The 17,302-nt window shown below is 61.2% G+C and carries 18 protein-coding genes and 1 pseudogene; 12 read left to right on the top strand and 7 right to left on the bottom strand.

What is annotated here, in order from left to right:
- Positions 1–69: 69 nt before the first annotated feature.
- The 5 genes from Q2941_RS30255 to Q2941_RS30235 all read left to right on the top strand — a co-directional run bounded on the left by Q2941_RS30255 (position 70) and on the right by Q2941_RS30235 (position 3,907).
- Positions 70–240: a hypothetical protein gene (locus tag Q2941_RS30255; protein ID WP_198031896.1), complete on the top strand. Its 171-nt coding sequence runs from the start codon at positions 70–72 to the stop codon at positions 238–240.
- A complete protein-coding gene (locus Q2941_RS30250; protein ID WP_027526860.1) occupies positions 237–446 on the top strand; it encodes a hypothetical protein in 210 nt (69 codons plus the stop codon). The genes Q2941_RS30255 and Q2941_RS30250 overlap by 4 nt, the downstream gene beginning before the upstream one ends.
- A gap of 335 nt (positions 447–781) precedes the next feature.
- Positions 782–2,011: a 5-aminolevulinate synthase gene (gene hemA / locus Q2941_RS30245; RefSeq protein ID WP_027526861.1), complete on the top strand. Its 1,230-nt coding sequence runs from the start codon at positions 782–784 to the stop codon at positions 2,009–2,011.
- Between the two features lie 652 nt (positions 2,012–2,663).
- Positions 2,664–2,897, top strand: a complete 234-nt coding sequence (locus Q2941_RS30240; RefSeq protein WP_458194678.1) for a hypothetical protein — start codon at positions 2,664–2,666, stop codon at positions 2,895–2,897.
- Positions 2,898–3,043: 146 nt separating this feature from the next.
- Positions 3,044–3,907 carry a COG3904 family protein gene (locus tag Q2941_RS30235; RefSeq protein WP_458194677.1) on the top strand — a complete coding sequence of 288 codons (864 nt, stop codon included), beginning with the start codon at positions 3,044–3,046 and terminating at the stop codon, positions 3,905–3,907.
- On the opposite strand, the gene Q2941_RS30230 is transcribed toward Q2941_RS30235, so the two are convergent.
- The 3 genes from Q2941_RS30230 to Q2941_RS30220 form a co-directional block, all read right to left on the bottom strand.
- Entirely contained in the window at positions 3,904–4,071 is a 168-nt protein-coding gene (locus Q2941_RS30230; protein WP_198031897.1) for a hypothetical protein, read from the bottom strand. The two genes, Q2941_RS30235 and Q2941_RS30230, sit on opposite strands and share 4 nt — an antisense overlap.
- Before the next feature lie 426 nt (positions 4,072–4,497).
- A complete protein-coding gene (locus Q2941_RS30225; protein ID WP_027526863.1) occupies positions 4,498–4,851 on the bottom strand; it encodes a hypothetical protein in 354 nt (117 codons plus the stop codon).
- A 41-nt stretch (positions 4,852–4,892) separates the two neighbouring features.
- Positions 4,893–5,417: a DUF302 domain-containing protein gene (locus Q2941_RS30220; RefSeq protein ID WP_371260547.1), complete on the bottom strand. Its 525-nt coding sequence runs from the start codon at positions 5,415–5,417 to the stop codon at positions 4,893–4,895.
- A gap of 110 nt (positions 5,418–5,527) precedes the next feature.
- Here Q2941_RS30220 and Q2941_RS30215 point away from each other — a divergent pair, with 110 nt between their 5' ends.
- The 3 genes and pseudogenes from Q2941_RS30215 (at position 5,528) to Q2941_RS30205 (ending at position 10,450) form a co-directional block, all read left to right on the top strand.
- A complete protein-coding gene (locus Q2941_RS30215) occupies positions 5,528–8,314 on the top strand; it encodes an ATP-binding protein (protein ID WP_458194691.1) in 2,787 nt (928 codons plus the stop codon).
- A gap of 475 nt (positions 8,315–8,789) precedes the next feature.
- A pseudogene (locus Q2941_RS30210) lies at positions 8,790–9,720 on the top strand (helix-turn-helix transcriptional regulator).
- A 67-nt stretch (positions 9,721–9,787) separates the two neighbouring features.
- A complete protein-coding gene (locus tag Q2941_RS30205; protein ID WP_458194676.1) occupies positions 9,788–10,450 on the top strand; it encodes an SDR family NAD(P)-dependent oxidoreductase in 663 nt (220 codons plus the stop codon).
- 109 nt (positions 10,451–10,559) lie between these two features.
- Here the strand turns inward: Q2941_RS30205 and Q2941_RS30200 are convergent, their stop codons facing one another.
- Positions 10,560–12,335, bottom strand: a complete 1,776-nt coding sequence (locus Q2941_RS30200; RefSeq protein WP_458194675.1) for a tetratricopeptide repeat protein — start codon at positions 12,333–12,335, stop codon at positions 10,560–10,562.
- Between the two features lie 367 nt (positions 12,336–12,702).
- Here Q2941_RS30200 and Q2941_RS30195 point away from each other — a divergent pair, with 367 nt between their 5' ends.
- The 4 genes from Q2941_RS30195 (at position 12,703) to Q2941_RS30180 (ending at position 15,650) form a co-directional block, all read left to right on the top strand.
- Entirely contained in the window at positions 12,703–13,653 is a 951-nt protein-coding gene (locus Q2941_RS30195) for an MBL fold metallo-hydrolase (protein WP_458194674.1), read from the top strand.
- A 71-nt stretch (positions 13,654–13,724) separates the two neighbouring features.
- Positions 13,725–14,477: an SDR family oxidoreductase gene (locus Q2941_RS30190; RefSeq protein WP_458194673.1), complete on the top strand. Its 753-nt coding sequence runs from the start codon at positions 13,725–13,727 to the stop codon at positions 14,475–14,477.
- Positions 14,478–14,543: 66 nt separating this feature from the next.
- A complete protein-coding gene (locus Q2941_RS30185) occupies positions 14,544–14,933 on the top strand; it encodes a cupin domain-containing protein (RefSeq protein WP_458194672.1) in 390 nt (129 codons plus the stop codon).
- A gap of 204 nt (positions 14,934–15,137) precedes the next feature.
- Positions 15,138–15,650: a hypothetical protein gene (locus Q2941_RS30180; protein ID WP_458194671.1), complete on the top strand. Its 513-nt coding sequence runs from the start codon at positions 15,138–15,140 to the stop codon at positions 15,648–15,650.
- Here the strand turns inward: Q2941_RS30180 and Q2941_RS30175 are convergent.
- The 3 genes from Q2941_RS30175 to dapA all read right to left on the bottom strand — a co-directional run bounded on the left by Q2941_RS30175 (position 15,552) and on the right by dapA (position 17,298).
- Entirely contained in the window at positions 15,552–15,818 is a 267-nt protein-coding gene (locus Q2941_RS30175) for an epoxide hydrolase N-terminal domain-containing protein (protein ID WP_458194670.1), read from the bottom strand. The genes Q2941_RS30180 and Q2941_RS30175 overlap by 99 nt on opposite strands.
- 135 nt (positions 15,819–15,953) lie before the next feature.
- On the bottom strand, positions 15,954–16,337 hold the full coding sequence (locus Q2941_RS30170; protein ID WP_458194669.1) for a hypothetical protein: 384 nt from the start codon (positions 16,335–16,337) through the stop codon (positions 15,954–15,956).
- Positions 16,338–16,380: 43 nt separating this feature from the next.
- The gene (dapA, locus tag Q2941_RS30165; protein WP_458194690.1) at positions 16,381–17,298 is read right to left on the bottom strand and encodes a 4-hydroxy-tetrahydrodipicolinate synthase; all 918 of its coding nucleotides are present in this window, start codon (positions 17,296–17,298) and stop codon (positions 16,381–16,383) included.
- Positions 17,299–17,302 lie beyond the last annotated feature (4 nt).

Here is a 17,302-nt window from a genome sequence, read left to right as displayed (position 1 = left end):
TTCAACGCCGGCGCTAAGGACACCAAGTCAATAGTAGGAATGACGACTGTAATTCAATAGGAGCTTACTATGGGTGAGGTTGTTCGATTTGTTTCAAAATCCGAGCGCGAGCGTATCCGCCTCATTCGAGAAGCTCGTGCGATATATGAAAGCGTCTTCCCGTCGGCTGCTCCCATCAACGAGCAGGGCGACCAAGGGCCGGCGGTTCACTCGGTTCGTGGCGGGGATCTGCTGTCGTGATCAAGATCATTGCCGTGCTCTGCAGTCTGTCGTCTCCGACAAATTGCTACGAGCAGACCGTCACCACCTCGAACTTCGCTAACGTCTCAGTGCAGTCGTGCCTGATGGGCGCACCGCAGCTTGCCGACTGGATGAAGGAGCATCCGGCCGAGCGCCTTGCCGGATGGCGGTGTGTGATCGGCAAACAGGGCGACCGGGGAGCGTAGGGTCAAAGCGGATCACGTCTCATAACGGATGTGATCGGATGCCCCGGCCTGCGCATTCGCTACGATTTGCTGAAATTTACATTGCTTCACTCGCCCCGATGTCCTTTGTCGGATACCAATTTGGCTCGCGGAGGCAGACAGCTTCGCAAGTGCTTGGCCTCGGCGCCCCGTCCCTTCGCCGTGGCTCCCCGCGGCCGGTCCTTCCCCTCCCGAGGACCGGCCGCCCTCTTCGCAGGGCCTGGATAAGTGACGGCGCCGGATCGGAGGGGCAAGGCGGCTCGTTGGATTGGAGAAGACCCAACCGCCGAGCACAAACCGGACGGAGATTTTGCTCCATGACCTATGATCATTTCTTTTCCGCCGCGCTTGCTCGCTTGCACGCCGAACGGCGCTACCGCGTGTTTGCGGATCTCGAGCGCATCGCCGGGCGCTTCCCGCATGCGACATGGCATTCGCCGGACGGCCCGCGGCCGGTCGTGATCTGGTGCTCGAACGACTACCTTGGCATGGGCCAGCATCCGAAGGTGATCGGCGCCATGGTCGAAACCGCGACCCGCATGGGTGCTGGCGCGGGCGGCACCCGAAACATTTCCGGTACCAACCATCCGCTGGTCGAGCTTGAGCGGGAGCTCGCTGACCTGCACAGCAAAGAAGCGGCGCTGGTCTTCACCTCGGGGTACGTGTCCAACGAGACCGGCATTGCGACCATTGCCAAGCTGCTCCCGAACTGTGTGATCCTGTCGGATGCCTGGAACCACAATTCGATGATCGAGGGCGTACGGCGTGCCGGCGTAGAAAAGAAGATCTGGCGCCACAACGACGTTGGCCATCTCGAAGAATTGCTGGCGGCGGAGGCACCTGAGCGGCCGAAGCTGATCGTGTTCGAGGCGCTCTACTCGATGGACGGCGACGTCGCGCCGGTGAGCCGCATCTGCGATCTCGCGGAGCGGTACGGCGCCGTGACCTATATCGATGAGGTCCATTCGGCTGGCATGTACGGTCAGCGTGGTTCCGGCATCGCCGCGCGGGAAGGGGCCTTGCACCGCATCGACGTGGTCGAGGGCACGCTGGCGAAGGCCTTCGGCGGCCTTGGCGGTTACATCGCGGCGAGCGCCGACATCATCGATGCGGTGCGCTCCTATGCGCCGGGCTTCATCTTCACCACCGCACTGCCGCCGGCGGTCTGCGCCGCTGCTACCGCGGCGATCCGGCACCTCAAGACTTCGCAATGGGAGCGCGACCGCCATCAGGACCGTGCCGCGCGGGTCAAGGCTGTGCTCAACGCAGCAGGTCTGCCGGTAATGCCCACTGAGACACACATTGTGCCTGTCATGGTGGGCGATCCGGAGAAGTGCAAGGAGGCGAGCGATCTCCTGCTCGCCGAGCACGGCATCTATGCCCAACCGATCAACTATCCGACCGTTCAGCGTGGCACCGAACGGCTGCGCATCACGCCGACGCCCTATCATGATGACGCACTGATCGATGCGCTCGCTGAAGCGCTGGTCGATGTATGGGAACGCCTTGGCTTGCCGCTCCGACACCGCGCGCTCGCGGCGGAGTGACTCCCCCTCCGGAAATTTCGCGAAGTGTCTGGGTTCAGCGCCTCAATTTCGCTGCGCGGTCCAGTAGCCCGAACATCGCGCGCTTCCTGAATAGCCACTCCATGTCCCGCGGCCAGAATTGCCCGAGAGCCTGCCTGCGCCGGAGGCGAATTTGTCCTGAACTGTCACTGACGCCCGGACTATGCCGGAACGCGCCACGTAGCCTCTGAACCTGACTAGATTCGGATGTGTCACTATTCCATCCGTGATGTTGACCGTGAAATCATAGGTCGCGTCGCAAGCGCCTCTTTGCGTCACGAAAATGAGGTCCCAGGATCCGTCGTATGCAGAGCGGGCTTGAGCGACGGAGACAAAGGCGACAAGGCAGCCCACGGCTGCCACGCAAGTGGAAAGCTTTTTCATTGTTTGCTCCAGGTTGTCATCACACACATGGTGCGCCGCATTGTATCGCGGCAGGTCCGAGTCGGATCAAAAGCGCTTGTTTGAAGACCGGCCAAGTCTCGGGTAGGCAGACCTAAACTTAGGTGTGCTCTTCCTAGCCAATGTACTGTACGCGATCGACCTCTGTGCAATGGCTTGCTTCTCCTCTCGTGCCTACGCTCTGGATGCTAATCGCCCGATCCATCGAGCGGCAAATCGAGGAATCACAGCGATGAGAATCATGGATGCAACTGCATTGTCAGGTTTGGCTCGCAGGACGGCTGAGTCAGCCTCCGACTTCGCCAGCGTCGTTCGCAACCTGATTCTGGACGTGCGCGACAGTTACCGGCCCGAGTTGCACTACATGCGCGGCCCTGGTCCGAAATGGCGCGCCAAGCATCAGCCCTGGCTGAAATTCGATTCTCCAGCGGTACCGCCAGGCGGGCAGCACCGCGTGTCGCTGTAGGTACGCCGCTGCGACGGCTCAGCCCCACTCGATAGTCAAGCAGAGGTCACGGAATCATGCTCATCTCGCGGGCCGGATCCTCGGAGCGCCCCCACATCTCCGATCCGACCTCGGCTCGCGCTCGTTGGGTGGAAATCCGAGGTTGGATGCTGCTCATTGGCGCGGCTCTTTGCATCGCATTGGTGGCTATGCTGAGCGGTTCGGCGCATGCCGGCGAAGACCGCAAATTGCCAATGAAGTTTAGCTGGGTCGCTTGCCAGCCGAATTGCCGGGGCTGGATCAGCGCTGTCGGCATCGTGACCGCCGCCAGTCCAAGAGATTTCGATGAATTCGCGCGCGGCCGACAGCTCGGCGGCGTGACCATCGTGCTGGATTCGAGCGGCGGTTCGGTCAACGACTCGATTGCGCTTGGACGGCGCTGGCGCAATCTCGGGCCGCTGACCACCGTCGGCGTCAGCGTTCAGACCAACACGGCGCAAAGCGATCCTGTCAACGTGACGCCCGTGGCCTATTGCGAGTCGATGTGCGTCTTCCTGCTTCTGTCGGGCAAGACGCGTTACGTGCCCGAGACCGCCCATGTTCGTGTGCATCAGATATGGATGGGCGACCGCGCCAATGACGCCAGGGCCGCGACCTACAGCGCAGATGATCTAACAATCGTGGAACGCGATATCGGGCGTCTCGCCAAATACGCCTTTGACATGGGCGGTGCGGGCGATCTGTTGTCGCTTTCGTTGAACGTGCCGCCCTGGGAGGATCTGCATGAGCTGTCACGGGACGAGTTGCGACTGACCAATCTCGTCAACACCGATATGGTTGATCAGCCGGGCAGCCCCAACGCAGCGGCGGGCGAGCTCAAGCTCAAACCAGTGCAAGAGCGCTTCGTAGGCGGTGCCGTTGCGACTGAAACATATTCGGAGGCGGCGAAATCGATCAACTCGGCTGAAGCTGCGGGGCGGATGGGCAGCGTGAGGGCGGCAGCTGTGGTGCCTGGAGCCCGCACACGTTAGTGAATCTTGATCACTTCCAGAGGAAGTCGCAACTCTGCGGCCCGCTCGTCGCGATCCTTTTTTCGGAACTCGTTCTCGCGCCGCTCGAAATCAACTAGCTCCTTGCGAGCCGCTTCAAGAAGGCGGTCACGTGGCGTGATTCCTGATTGATCGCGTTCCGTCATGGCTTGCCCCGTCTGCTTATGCCTAACCTAAGTCACAAGGTCGGGCCCGCAAAGGCTTCAGTGACGTAAGATTACGGATTTATGACGGCGATCAGCGGAAATGCTTGCCCTGTGCAGGGCCTTCGTTCGCGGTCCGTTCGATGGGATCATCCCCTTGAGAGGTCGAAGAAGTTTTGCCGGGATAGTGACTGCGGGCCTGGCGAGTTCGGATGTGTTCGGCGCGGTGCGCGATTAAAAGGGACGCCAGCGCGGCGGTGTCGGAGACTCCGGGGGCCGCGTCATCTCCTGCTACCGCAATCAGCCAGCCTCCCGGCACATCAAACCGCACTTCGACGACGGGTATCGCGAATTTCAGTCTCCGAAGGGGATTTCAGAAGTTTTTCGACGCAATCGGTGCAAGCCGAACATCGCCCGGACGCTAACCCGTTAGGAAGGATCGTGGGATCCGCAGAAAACGCCCTTGCTGGTGCCCTGCGTTGTTTGGGCTCCTGCGCTCAGAACCGCTCGAAGCCGAACGACGAGTTCGCAAGCTCGCTTGCCGTCCACGGCGATACTGCTGAGGATCTCTCGCACTTCTTCCAGGTCCGGCGGTTGAACACGCAACCATCGTGACCCAGCCTGTGCACCCATGACTATCGCCGCGATCGCGTCGATGATCTCGTGGAGCTCTGCATCAAAGGGACGCGCGGTATCCGGCGGCGTCTGCATGAGTGTTTCGTCTTCGCTTACCCTTTCCTCGAATGGCATGTCGCGTTGGACTATTGGTTGCGTGATAGTCATCGGCGTGCTCCGAAGTTTAGTCCTTGAACTGCCATTGGATGTCAGGTTGCGGTCGTTGCCTTGCTTGCGATCGCCTGCAATGCGGCAGCCATGGCGTTGACGGTCGTATCATTTGCACCGTCCACGCCATGGTGGTGCGCAAGAAACGCTGGATCGTTGTAAGACAACCACGTGGTGCCCGATGCGTCCTGCCAGACCAGGGTCTTCAGAGGCAGATCTATGCCGATCATCTGATTTGACTGCATCAGCGGCGTGCCGGTCTTTGCGTTGCCGAAGATCAAGAGTTCCGTGGGGCGCAGCGGGAGCCCCGCGGCGGTCGCGCCCGCGGCGTGATCAATATGGGCAAAGACGGTCATTCCCCTGGCGCGGACCTCGGCCTCGAACCGATTCATCGTTTCCTCGGGTCCGTTTCGACTTTCGATAGTAATCAATCCATTTGCGGTCATGGCGTTGCGGCCCAGAGAATGTTCGATGACTGACCCTATCCCCAGGGGCCGCATTTCGCCTTGAGCCAGTTCTGAAAAGTCCTGAAAAGCACTGCGCGGGAACCGCAGATTGTCCCGCAAAGCCGTCCGAAATGGCCTTAAAATGCCCGAAAGGAGCACGGATGCGGGGCCAGGACCGACAGCCCGTTTACAGGTCGGGCGCTTGGGAAATCGATCTCGCTCGCCGCGAGATGCGGTTGAACGGCGTTCCGACTGACCTTGGAAGTCGGGCGTTTGAAATTCTCGAGACGCTCGTCCAGTCGGCGGGCGAACTGATCGACAAGTATGATTTGATGAATCGTGTATGGCCGGGCGCAGCGGTTGAGGAAAATACGCTGCAAGCTCAAATCTCCGCCATACGCAAAGCGTTGGGTCCGGACAGGGGACTCCTGAAAACGATCGCGGGTCGCGGCTACCGATTGCTGGGAGATTGGGTCATTCAGCAGGAGGCCGTCACCGCGGTGGGCATGCCGGCTGCCGAACCAATTCAAAGCCATGTCACAAATCTCACGGCCCCAACCAATGCATTGATCGGCAGAGCGGCTGCCGAGATCCAGCTATCGGAGCTACTTTCGACCTATCGAATGGTCACCATGACGGGACCGGGAGGTATCGGAAAGAGTGTCCTCGCGCATGCGGTTGCGCGCAGTCTGCTCGCGACTTTCGGAGGCGATGGTTTGCTCGTGGAACTGGCCTCGCTATCGGACCCTGCGATGGTGCCGCTCGTGGTCGCGGCGGTTCTAGGCCTCAAGCAACGTGGCGACGAGGTATCCATCGAAACGATCACGCGTGAAATTGGTACAAAGAAACTTCTGCTTGTGCTGGATAATTGCGAGCATCTCATCGAAGGGGCTGCGCGGCTGGCGGAGGCGCTCGTACGTTCCTGTCCATATACAACGATACTGGCGACGAGCCGTGAGGTACTGCGCATCGATGGCGAGTACGTCTATCGCGTTCCTCCACTCGATATTCCGGGACAAGAGAGAGGTGGAGATCGCGATGTGCTCGGATACAGCGCAGCGCAGCTCCTGGTGGCGAGGACAAAGGCATTGAATGCCGACTTCTCGCCGAGCGCGGAAAACCTTCAACTAGTCGCGTCGATTTCGCGTCAGCTCGATGGCATCCCACTTGCCATCGAATTCGCGGCGGCCCGCATCGCAACGCTTGGATTGCAGCAGGTCGCGGCGCGCCTGCACGATCGCTTCAATCTCCTGACCAGCGGCTTTCGAACCGCTTTGCCGCGGCATCAGACCCTGCTTGCGACCCTCGACTGGAGTTATGAGTTGCTTTCGGAGACCGAGGCCCGGGTGCTGCGCCACCTCGCGGTCTTCAATGGCAATTTTTCCCTCGATGCTGCTGCCGCGGTGACGGCAGATATGGACGCGACGGCCGCAGACATGTTGGCAGGGCTGGTCGTTAAGTCGCTCGTCGCCGCCGACTTTCAAGCCGGGGACGATCACTATCGTCTCCTAGACACGACGCGCGCCTACGCGCTCGAGAAACTGCGGGCTGCGGGCGAGTATCAGGAAGCCGCACGTCGTCATGCGGAATATTTCCGGGCTGCCCTCCTTCAGGCCGAAGCTGAGAGTAATCCCTTGCCGCAAGCCGATTGGCAGAAGCGCTACGGCCGATATCTCGGCAATGTCCGTGCCGGCCTTGACTGGGCATTCTCTGCGGACGGCGATTTGCAGGTCGGCGCTGCGTTGACTGCCGCTCCAGTACCGTTATGGGTCCACCTGTCGCTGTTCGGCGAATGTCGCGAGCGCACCGAATTGGCGCTCGCGCGACTGGATGATGGCGCTACGGGCTCAACACGCCTGCGCATGCAGCTCTCGGCGGCGCTAGGCTGGTCGCTGACCTACAGCCAGGGACGTGCGAGAGAGACGGGTCCGGCACTAGCGATCACCCTCGAATTGGCGGAACGGCTCGACGACAAAGACTATCGCCTGCGTGCGCTGTGGGGCCTGTGTGTCGATCAGTTCAACAATGGCGAATTTCTCAAGGCGCTCGAATTCGCTCAGCGCTTCACCAGGGCGGCAGAGGAGTCGGCCGATCCGACCGACTCGATGCTGGGCGATCGCCTTCTCGCCGTGTCGCTGCACTTTCTCGGAAACCAGAAGGATGCCCGCAACCACATCGATCGAGTGGATGCGTCTCTCGATCGCCTGGTAGGAAGGCCCAGGATTTTCCCTCTCGATCTTCGCATCTCGACGCAATATTTCCGTGCCCGCATCCTGTGGCTGCAGGGTTTTGCGGGTCAGGCGCTACGGCTTGTCGAGCGCAACATCGAGGAGGGGCGCGCGAACGGCCACGCCTTGACTTTCTGTAGTGTGCTGGGACAGGCCGCGTGCCCGATCGCTTTTTGGGCCGGCGATCTCGACGCGGCGGAGCACTACGGTGACGTGCTGTTCGAGCACACCGAACGCCACGCGATACGACTATGGCGGCTTTGGGCTGGTTGTTTCAGGGGGATGGTCATGGCGAAGCGGGGTAACGTCGACGCCGGACTGGCGCTCTTGCGTAGTGAAATCGGTCGCGCGGGTGACGCCAGGCTCCTGCCGCGCTTCCTGCTTCCGCTGGGCGAACTCGCGGTCTGTCTCGGTGAAGCAAATGAAATCGATAACGGACTTGCAGCGGTCGATGAAGCCTTGGAGCGCTGCAAAGCCAGGCACGAAGAGTGGTACGTCCCGGAGTTATTGCGCATCAAAGGCGAACTGATGCTGAAGGGGTCACCACACCGATCCGCCTCGTCAGCAGAAGCATACTTCTCCGACGCGCTCCATCTGGCAAGGCAGCAGGGCGCGCTATTCTGGGAGTTGCGAAATGCAGTTAGGCTCGCGCGTCTCAGGGCGGCACAGGACAGGAAGGCCGAGGCGAGGCAAATCATTGCGCAGGTATGCGAGACGCGCGGAGACTGCCTCCAGATTGCCGACGCTCGCGAGGCGAGAGCGCTGCTTGATGGACTTGATGCCAAGTAATGATCGGGCAACTCGTCGGATTCGAGGTTTTCCGCTAAGCCTCGGAAAAAGTTCGCCCGACATGGAGCGGCTTCGCCGCTGAGCCAGACGCGCGCATTCGCGCGGTGAGGCGCTTCGAAGGGAATCGGAGATCGCCAGCTCTTTGGGGGAAAGCGGACTCTCGGCCGGACCCACAAGCTGGCATTCTCAGAGCACGGGACTGATAGCGCTCTCAAAAGAGAGTCAGCGTTGTTGTCCATCCGCAACAGCGTCACGCAGCAAGAGCCTTTGTAGCACCGGCAACTCGTTTCGACAGCAGCAAGCCGCGACCGTTCGCCGCACTCGATTTCGGTTGGACAGGGGCGTGTGATGGCGGCTTGAGCATGATCAGGCAAAGCACCGCCGTTTTGGGAAAGACGTCGAACCTGTTGAGCGGCTAAATTAGAACGCGCGCCGAACGCTCAACGAAATGCCCCTCAACGGCGAGGACAGGTCCATGAGCAGCAAGCCAGTCTTGCGCGATCGTTCGCAGAACAATCACCCAGACAGATCCCGGCCACAGCAGCGCGATATGCCGATCGGCGACTGTCCTCATGCCGATGCGGAAATGACACGCGTGCTCAAGACGGCGCCACTGCGCATGGCTTCAGACCCCTCCAGCGGCGTGATCACCTTCTGGAGGCACGATCCCTTGCACGACGTCGTCCGGCCCATGGCCGACCACGTCATCATGACGTTCCCCGCCGAGCCAGTGCAGTTCGAGCGCCGCGACGGGAACGTGTTCGTGCACGGAATGACGCGTCCCGGGACCGTGACGGTTATTCCGGCCGGTTCAACCTCACGATGGGACATCTACCAGCCTTTGAGTGTCCTTCAGCTCTATCTTCCGCAGGCAACGCTCAATCGCGTCGCCCACGAAGCCAGTACAACCGCCCCCGGCGAACTTGTGGAGCGAACTGCGCATCCCGACCCCATTACATCCCGCCTGCTCCTGAGCGCGGCCGACGCCCTGGAAGGCTGCGCTGCGCTGGACTCTTCTGGCTACGCGCCTGCTCACGGCGTATGGCGGCTCACCCGCAACGATCCAGCCGGTCATGGGCGGGCTGTCGCCCAAGGTGCTGGGTCGCGCCATCGAACGCCTGCGTTCGGACAGCGATGCGGACCTATCGCTTGCCGCGCTGGCTTCGGATGCAGGCCTGTCGCGCTTCCACTTCTGCCGCGCTTTCAAGGAAAGCACCGGGCTGTCGCCGCATGCCTGGCTGCGCCAGCACCGGCTCGAGCAAGCCATGAACATGCTGCGTGACACCGACGTGTCGGTCGTCTCGGTCGCAGCGGCGCTCGGTTATTCCTCCCAGACCGCCTTCGCCGCAGCGTTCAGAAAGCTGACCGGTGAAACGCCGAGCGACTGGCGAAGACGCATGCGGTGAACACCTTCTGCGCCGACGCTGGCCTGGCGAATGCCAAATGCGAGGTGCTTACAAAAAGGAACAGGAGATGAAAACATTTCTCAGCATCGGTGCGGGCCCGGGAATGGGCTTCGCGACCGCCGAACGCTTTGCCAGAGAGGGTTTCCAAGTGTTTTTGGCCGCTCGGAACGTCTCCAAGACGCAAGAGCTGGCCGAAAGGCTAGTAAAGAAAGGTTACAGGGCCAACGCTCGCAAAGCGGACGCAGGCGATCCGAAGAGCGTCGCGGAACTGATCGCTGAGGTTCAGAAGCAGCACGGCTCAATCGACGTCTTGCACTACAATGCCGCATCCGCGCGAAAGGCGACCCTCTCTGAACAGTCGCGCGACAGCTTCAACAGTGATCTTGCCGTGAACATCGGAGGGGCGCTTGTCGCCGCTCAGGCGGTCGCCCCGAAGATGGAGGATCAGAGGTCCGGTGCGATCCTGTTGACGGGTGGTGGCTTCGCGCTCGCTCCCAGCCCGGACTATCTCTCAGTCAGCATCGGCAAGGCCGGGATTCGTGCTTTGGCTCGCGGACTTTTTGAATCGTTCCGAGGAAAGGGAATTCACGTCGCGACGGTGACCGTCTGTACCTTTGTTTCCCCGGACTCGAAGGAGGCCTCATCGGTGGCCGAACAGTTCTGGCAGCTGTACAGCCAGCCGAAGGACTCCTGGACCGTCGAAGCGAGCTACCCCCCTGCGAGCGCATGACAGGAAGGCGATTCCAGGTGTTGCGACATCACCACCGTGGGGCCTGCAGGCAAAAAGGCCAACACATCGCGACGTAGGATCACGCGAGGAGCGGTCGCACAAGCCGGGATCATGCGGGCAACCCCGCGTTCCGAAGGCCCTCCAAAACAAGCGTCGAGTTTGTTTGGCCGCCCCGGGCGATCCAAGCAGATACCGTGAAGTCGGGGTCGACTTCGAGCAAATGCGCCGCCGCCTCGCGAGCTTCAGCATCACGTCCGAGATGGGCTAAAGCGGACGCGAGGCAACAGTGAGCCCCCGAAAAGGAGGGGCACTGACGAAGGGCTTTCTTCCCTGCGGCGATAGCCTCGTCAAAGCGACGGAGCTCAATCAAGGCCTGCCCCATACCAGCAAGCATCAGGTGCAGTCGCGGGTCTACTGGGCTCATGCGAATGGCCCGTTCAAAGCTGGGAATCGCTTCCTCGGGCAACCCTACAATTCTATAGACTTGGCCTCTGCAGCTCCATGCCACAAATGAATTTGGGTTGAGCGCAACCGCCCGGTCAGCCATTTCAATTTCACTTTCACGATCGCCGACAAAGTAGGCCGATGTCACCGCAGCCACTGCCACCGAATCCGGATCACCATCGTTGATGCTCAATGCCAACCGAAGAAGCCGAATTGCTTCCTCCCTGTCGAATTGAGGATCGACCGCATAGCCCAGAAGGACATTTTGCATGTGACCGGCACCTGCGAGGGCAGCGGCCAGGCTGCACCCAGGGTCCAGCTCCAAAGCGCGATGAGCCAATCTTATCGCCTCCGCCAACCCTTCACGGGTCGTCAGGTAGAATTGCGACATCGCTCGCAGATAAAAATCATAAGCGGTGAGGTTCTCCGGTCGTCGCCGCGCCGCCATTGCAATTTCTGTCTGTAGCAATCTTGGCTGAATGGCCGAGACAACGGCGACGGTGACTTCGTCCTGCAGAGCGAAGACGTCAGTCAGATCACGCTCGAACCTGTCCGCCCATAGGTGCGCGCCCGTCACCGCATCAATCAACTGGCCTGTGATGCGAACCTTCGCAGCCGCCTTGCGTACCGACCCCTCAAGGGTGTAGCGCACGCCGAGCCTGAGTCCGACCTCCTTTATGTCGACGGCTTGACCCTTGAAGGTGAAGCTCGAATTGCGGGCGATTACGAACAACCATTTGAAACGCGACAGCGCTGTGATGATTTCCTCGACCATCCCATCGGCAAAATACTCCTGCTCGGGATCGCCGCTCATGTTCGCGAACGGAAGCACCGCAACGGAAGGCCTGTCGGGCAGCGGAGGCGCGCTCTCAGCCTCGACGGCACGCGCTGGAGCAGCCTCACTCGTTTCAATCGACGCACCCACCTGATAGGCCCTAATTGGCTCTTGAATGTTCTTTACCTGTTGAACGCCGAGGTCCGTAAAGGTGATCGGCAGGACCTTGCGTACCTGATCGTACGTCGTGCCTGAGATGCACGCGCCTCCAGGCTTTGCAATGGACTGCAAACGAGCGGCGATGTTCACACCCTCCCCGAACAAGTCGCCGGCCCTGACCATTACGTCGCCAATATGAACCCCCATGCGGAAGGCGATGCGGCTATCAGGTGAGAGGCTGGCGTTAGCCTCTGCTAAGGCGACCTGCGCATCCACGGCACACTGGACGGCGTCCACTGCACTCCGAAATTCGGCGAGCACACTGTCACCCGCCGTGTTGGCTATGCGGCCCCTGTGCTCCCCAATGTGCCTGTCGAGGATCGCCCGGCGCTCAGTGAGTCCCTTGAGCGTCCCGACCTCATCGACACCCATTAGCCGGCTGTAGCCCTCCACGTCTGCCGCGAGGACAGCTACCAGCCTCCGGGTGACGTCCGTAAGGTCTGACATACCGGACCTCAATGCCACCTGTAGAGGCCAGTCTGGGGTGGCGAACGCACTTCCGTCAAGCGGCCGTAGTGATCCAAGCGTGCGGCATGTGCTGGCGGTGCGCCTCACAGGCTCTCGGTCACAACCGGACGGCCTATCCGCTTGCCCGCCTAGCGGAGGCGCGTGCGTTAGCAGCAATCGCTCTATAGTGACGGCAATCGCTCTGGCGCAGTCGCGGGTCAAGTTCGATAGATCATCACGGTGACACACCGGCTATGAGCGTGTCGCCGGTCTCTGGACACCTCAAACGCATTGACCGCGCTTCCCACGCGGGAAGCGCGGCCCGCCTAAGATCAAGCGCGAAGATCGAACGCAGGAGTTCTCAAAGATGAATGAGATGATCCGCAACGCTCAGGAGGAGATACACATGAGCCTGGACTACACCTCGAACTCCGTTAGACCGAGGCTCGACGAGTTGGTTCCGTCGCGCTACGCGCTGCAGATCGGCAACATCGACGTGCTGGTGGTCAGCGATGGCGTATTAACGCTGCCAGGCGCGATGTTGGCCCACAACGCCGACCCGGCTACCCGGGCGGCCTGGCTAAAGGACAATTTCCTGCCTCCGGACGCGTTGGATTGGGCGCTGAACGTGGTCGTGGTGCGCAGCGGGGGCCGGACCATCCTCGTCGACGCCGGGATGGGGGTGGAGTTCCCAGTGCCGAAGGCCGGACAGTTGGTCCACCGATTGGAGGCCGCCGGCATCGATCTTTCGTCCGTAACGGACGTGGTGCTGACCCACATGCACATGGACCATGTTGGCGGGCTGCTCGTCGACGGGGTGAAGGAGCGGCTGCGTCCGGATCTTCGGATCCATGTGGCCGCCGCCGAGGTCAAGTTCTGGGAATCGCCCGATTTTTCCCGCGTCTCCATGCCGCCGGGTTTCCCGGACGCGCTTCGCAAGACGGCCAAGCGGTTCTCGAACGAATACGGCAGCAAGTTTCACACGTTCGAGACGGAGTACGAGGTGGCGCCGGGGGTCGTCGTCTGTCGCACTGGCGGCCACACCCCCGGGCACAGCGTGGTCCGCCTGGCGTCCGGCGGCGACCGGCTGACATTCGCTGGCGACCTCGTGTTCGCGGTCGGATTCGAACACCCGGATTGGTACAACGGCTTCGAACATGACCCCGAGGAGGCGGCCCGCGTTCGTACCAGTCTTTTGCGGGAGCTGGCGGCGAACCGCGAACTGCTGGTGGCCACGCATATGCCGTTCCCGTCCGTCGGCCATGTCGCGGTCGCTGGCAACGCCTTTCGTTGGGTACCGGCCATCTGGGACTACTGACCGCTTGCTGGGCTAGGGCCGGACTACCAACTCAGAAGCCAAGCGAATCTAACGACAATGGAGGATCAAACATGAAGATCGTCGTGATCGGCGGCACCGGCCTGATCGGCTCGAAGACCGTCGCCATTCTGCGCCAGGGCGGCCACGAGGTCGTGGCTGCCTCGCCTCAAAGCGGTGTCAACACCATCACCGGCGAGGGGCTCAAGCAGGCGATGGCAGGCACACAGGTGGTGATCGACCTCGCCAATTCGCCCTCATTCGAAGACAAGGCGGTGCTGGAGTTCTTCTCGACCTCTGGCCGTAACCTGCTCGCAGCAGAATCCGCAGCGGGCGTCAGGCACCATGTCGCACTATCGATCGTCGCAACCGACCGGACAGACAATGGCTATTTCCGCGCCAAGGTCGCCCAGGAGAATCTGATCAAGTCATCCGGCGTCCCATACACGATCGTCCGCGCAACCCAGTTCATGGAATTTCTCCGCGGCATCGCCGATTCAAGTTCGGATGGAAACAAGGTCAGGCTCCCGCCGATCCTGTTCCAGCCGATCGCGGCGGACGACGTTGCTGCCAATGTTGCCGACGTGGCACTCGCGCCGCCGCGAAGCGGTATCGTGGAGATCGCCGGCCCGGAGCGAGCGCCGTTCAACGAAATCATTGCCCGCTACCTGAAGGCGGTTGGCGACCCGCGCGAGGTCGTGAGCGATCCCGAGGCCCGATACTGGGGCGGCCGGGTCGACGAGCACTCGCTAGTGCCATTGGGCGAGGCGCGCCTCGGCCGCATCGGTTTGGACGAATGGATCCGCCGCTCACAGGCAGCAGCCTGATACCGCATCGCAAGTAGGCCCGCTCTGCTACGAGCGGGCCTCGGGCGAGGAACGAAAGAGGCGACTATGACAAACAAACTCGTTGCGTTGATTCTGCTGTGCTTCATGACCGGCACTGCGGTGGCTGAGGAGGCTAAGGTCACGCCACTCATGTCCAAGGACCTTCCGGAAAGCCCCGGCAGGGAAGCCCTGATGATCACGGTCGAGCATGCGCCCGGCGGATCAAGCGCTGTTCACCGACACAATGCCCACGCGTTTGTTTACGTGCTGGAGGGCTCCGTCGTGATGCAAGTGAAGGGTGGACAACCGGTGACATTGACACCAGGACAGAGCTTCTATGAAGGCCCTGGCGACGTTCACGTCGTCGACCGGAACGCAAGCGACACAAAGCCAGCGAAATTCCTGGTGGTCTTGATCAAGGACAAGGGCGCGCCGGCGCTCGTGCCCGCACAATAGTTGTTACAACCCAAGCACCAAGCTGGCTGCAAATTGCGCTATTCAAGGGATCGACCCTATGACCACAGTCACCATCAAAGATTGCGTCCAAGGTCTTCTACATGACTGGGGGGCGGAGCCCGCCGAACCCATTGTTTCTCATCACGGCTGGCCGCTCAGTTCCGACAACTGGGAGGACCGTATGATCTTGTTCGGAGATGTATCATGATATTGGGTATGAGCTTGGCGACGTTCACGATGGTTCACGTGATCATCGGCCTGATTGCAATCGTGGCAGGCCTGGTCGTGATGTTCGGGATGCTCGGCTCGAAGCGGATGCCGGGTTTGACTGCGATCTTCCTAGGATTCACTATCCTGACGAGCGCTTCGGGGTTTCTGATCCCACCGCTGCTGTTCGAGAAGCTGTTGCCGTCCCATATGATAGGCATTTTTTCACTGGTTCTGCTGGCGATCGCCTGCTTTGCGCTTTACGGCATGAAGCTCGCCGGCGCCTGGCGCTGGATCTACGCGCTAACTGCTCTAGTCTCGCTCTACCTCAATGTATTCGTGCTGGTGATCCAGTCCTTCCTGAAAGTGCCGGCACTGCATGCGCTGGCGCCAAGCGTGCCCCCAGCCGAGCTACCGTTCGCCATCGTACAGGGCATCGTGTTGGTATTCTTCGTCGTCGTGATCATCGGCGTGATCCGGCGGTACTGGCCGACGCCTGCGTACGCTTGACATAGCGAGCGGCACGCCCTGGGAGCCGTCGTCGACCGTCTCTTTCTTAGCCCACCGGGTCGCCGCAAGGCGACGGCGCAGGTCGACGAGATCGGCTTCGGGAATATTCACGCAGAACGGACGGATCTCGTCGTTCGTTGCGGCCGGCGCCGGGCGTATCGCAAACATGTTGACGACGCCTGCAGCGGCAAGTCCCGTGGCCGCGCCGGCGAGCAGCTTGCGCCTCTCATGATCGATAGTCTCAGAGGTCGCGCTACGCAGCTCGCGGACAGTCTGGTGGTGATGACATACCTGGAGGGCGGCTCAAAGCGTAAACCTTCCATGACGGCAATTCCCCGAGCAGATTGTCATTCCGTGTCTTGCATGATGCTGAGCCTTGATCCCAACGGCCGCGCCGAATGCTCGTTTCAAGGTCGGATGGTCGATTTGTGCATGAAAGCGGCGCAGGACCGTGTCAGCATCCGCTGACGCTCCGAGGATAGCCAAGCTCAGCTCCACGCTGGTTCGCCGAAAGAAGCGGAAGGAAGCGGCGCCACGCTGGTTTGCAGCGAGCCGATCAGCTTCTCCGGCGATGGCAAGGACATTCAGCCTGTCGGCCTCCTCCAGCGTAATGGCAAGACGCAGAAGCGCCAGTTGCCACGCATGCAGCAGCTTGCTCTGTCGATCTGGCCCTTGCCCCGAGCTCACGGTGAGCCTCGACCGCACGCGACCTTGGCAACGCAGGCAGACATCACGCCTCAGCAGTCTCGATCAGATCTTCGTCGGCGATCGCGGTGAGCGCTCTGGCAAGCTCTGCCTTGGCGGGCTCGTCCAACTCCACGATCGGCAGCCGGGTGTAAGGCTCCATCAAGCCGAGCAGGCTCAGCGCATATTTGAGGGCGGCAGGGCGTTCTCTGGACAGACAGAACTCCAGCGACACAAGTCGCGTCTGCAGGTAATTCGCAGCTTGCAGCCGGCCCTGCCGACAGGTTGAGAAGATCGTCCGGCACAGATCCGGCGCGATATTCGATAGCTGTGAGATCGCGCCGTGCCCACCGCTCGCGATGAAGCCGAAGGCGGTCGCATCGTCACCCGATAACAGGCGGAAGCCGGGTGGCAAAACGCAATTCAGCCGCAACAGGCGAGCGATGTCGCCACTGCCATCTCTCAAGCCTGCGAATTGCCGGGATTCGGCAAAGCGCACGATGGTCTCGTCGGCGAGGGGACGAAGGGTGCGGGACGGTACGTCATGCAGGATGATGGGTAGCCCGGTTGAACTTGCGACGGCCTGGAAATGGGCGCGAATCCCCTCCTGCATAGGCTTGTTGTAGTAGGGCACAACCGAAAGCACAGCATCGGCGCCCGCTGCCTCTGCGCGCCGGGTCAGCTCGATAGCGCGGCTGGTCGCGTTCGAGCCGGCGCCGGCGATGATCCGCGTGCGGCCGCGTGCGACGTCAACTGCGGTGCGTATGATCAGTGCCTGCTCTGTCGGCGACAGCGTCGAGGCTTCGCCGGCGTCCTCGCAGACGACGAGCGCCGGAGCGCCGGCTGCAATCTGTCGCTCGCACTGCGCGGCGACGGCTTCGATATCGACCAGCCCTGCGGCGTTGAACGGGGTCGGCAGGTCGGGGATGTAGCCGGTGAGCCAGGCAGAGCGAGGGACAAGCATGGTC

It is taken from the genome of Bradyrhizobium sp. UFLA05-153, from assembly GCF_054185185.1.
Note: the sequence above shows the minus strand (reverse complement) of the source record. Positions and strands in the feature narration are given on the sequence as shown.

What these genes read in the sequence shown, in the direction of transcription:
- hemA (WP_027526861.1), top strand. Translation starts at nt 782, where the DNA reads ATGACCTATGATCATTTCTTTTCCGCCGCGCTTGCTCGCTTGCACGCC.
- Q2941_RS30230 (WP_198031897.1), bottom strand. Translation starts at nt 4,071, where the DNA reads ATGACGGAACGCGATCAATCAGGAATCACGCCACGTGACCGCCTTCTT.
- dapA (WP_458194690.1), bottom strand. Translation starts at nt 17,298, where the DNA reads ATGCTTGTCCCTCGCTCTGCCTGGCTCACCGGCTACATCCCCGACCTG.
- Q2941_RS30215 (WP_458194691.1), top strand. Translation starts at nt 5,528, where the DNA reads ATGCGGTTGAACGGCGTTCCGACTGACCTTGGAAGTCGGGCGTTTGAA.
- Q2941_RS30225 (WP_027526863.1), bottom strand. Translation starts at nt 4,851, where the DNA reads ATGACTATCACGCAACCAATAGTCCAACGCGACATGCCATTCGAGGAA.
- Q2941_RS30235 (WP_458194677.1), top strand. Translation starts at nt 3,044, where the DNA reads ATGCTGCTCATTGGCGCGGCTCTTTGCATCGCATTGGTGGCTATGCTG.
- Q2941_RS30255 (WP_198031896.1), top strand. Translation starts at nt 70, where the DNA reads ATGGGTGAGGTTGTTCGATTTGTTTCAAAATCCGAGCGCGAGCGTATC.
- Q2941_RS30175 (WP_458194670.1), bottom strand. Translation starts at nt 15,818, where the DNA reads ATGTTTGCGATACGCCCGGCGCCGGCCGCAACGAACGACGAGATCCGT.
- Q2941_RS30195 (WP_458194674.1), top strand. Translation starts at nt 12,703, where the DNA reads ATGAATGAGATGATCCGCAACGCTCAGGAGGAGATACACATGAGCCTG.
- Q2941_RS30205 (WP_458194676.1), top strand. Translation starts at nt 9,788, where the DNA reads ATGAAAACATTTCTCAGCATCGGTGCGGGCCCGGGAATGGGCTTCGCG.
- Q2941_RS30240 (WP_458194678.1), top strand. Translation starts at nt 2,664, where the DNA reads ATGAGAATCATGGATGCAACTGCATTGTCAGGTTTGGCTCGCAGGACG.
- Q2941_RS30185 (WP_458194672.1), top strand. Translation starts at nt 14,544, where the DNA reads ATGACAAACAAACTCGTTGCGTTGATTCTGCTGTGCTTCATGACCGGC.
- Q2941_RS30200 (WP_458194675.1), bottom strand. Translation starts at nt 12,335, where the DNA reads ATGTCAGACCTTACGGACGTCACCCGGAGGCTGGTAGCTGTCCTCGCG.
- Q2941_RS30190 (WP_458194673.1), top strand. Translation starts at nt 13,725, where the DNA reads ATGAAGATCGTCGTGATCGGCGGCACCGGCCTGATCGGCTCGAAGACC.
- Q2941_RS30180 (WP_458194671.1), top strand. Translation starts at nt 15,138, where the DNA reads ATGATATTGGGTATGAGCTTGGCGACGTTCACGATGGTTCACGTGATC.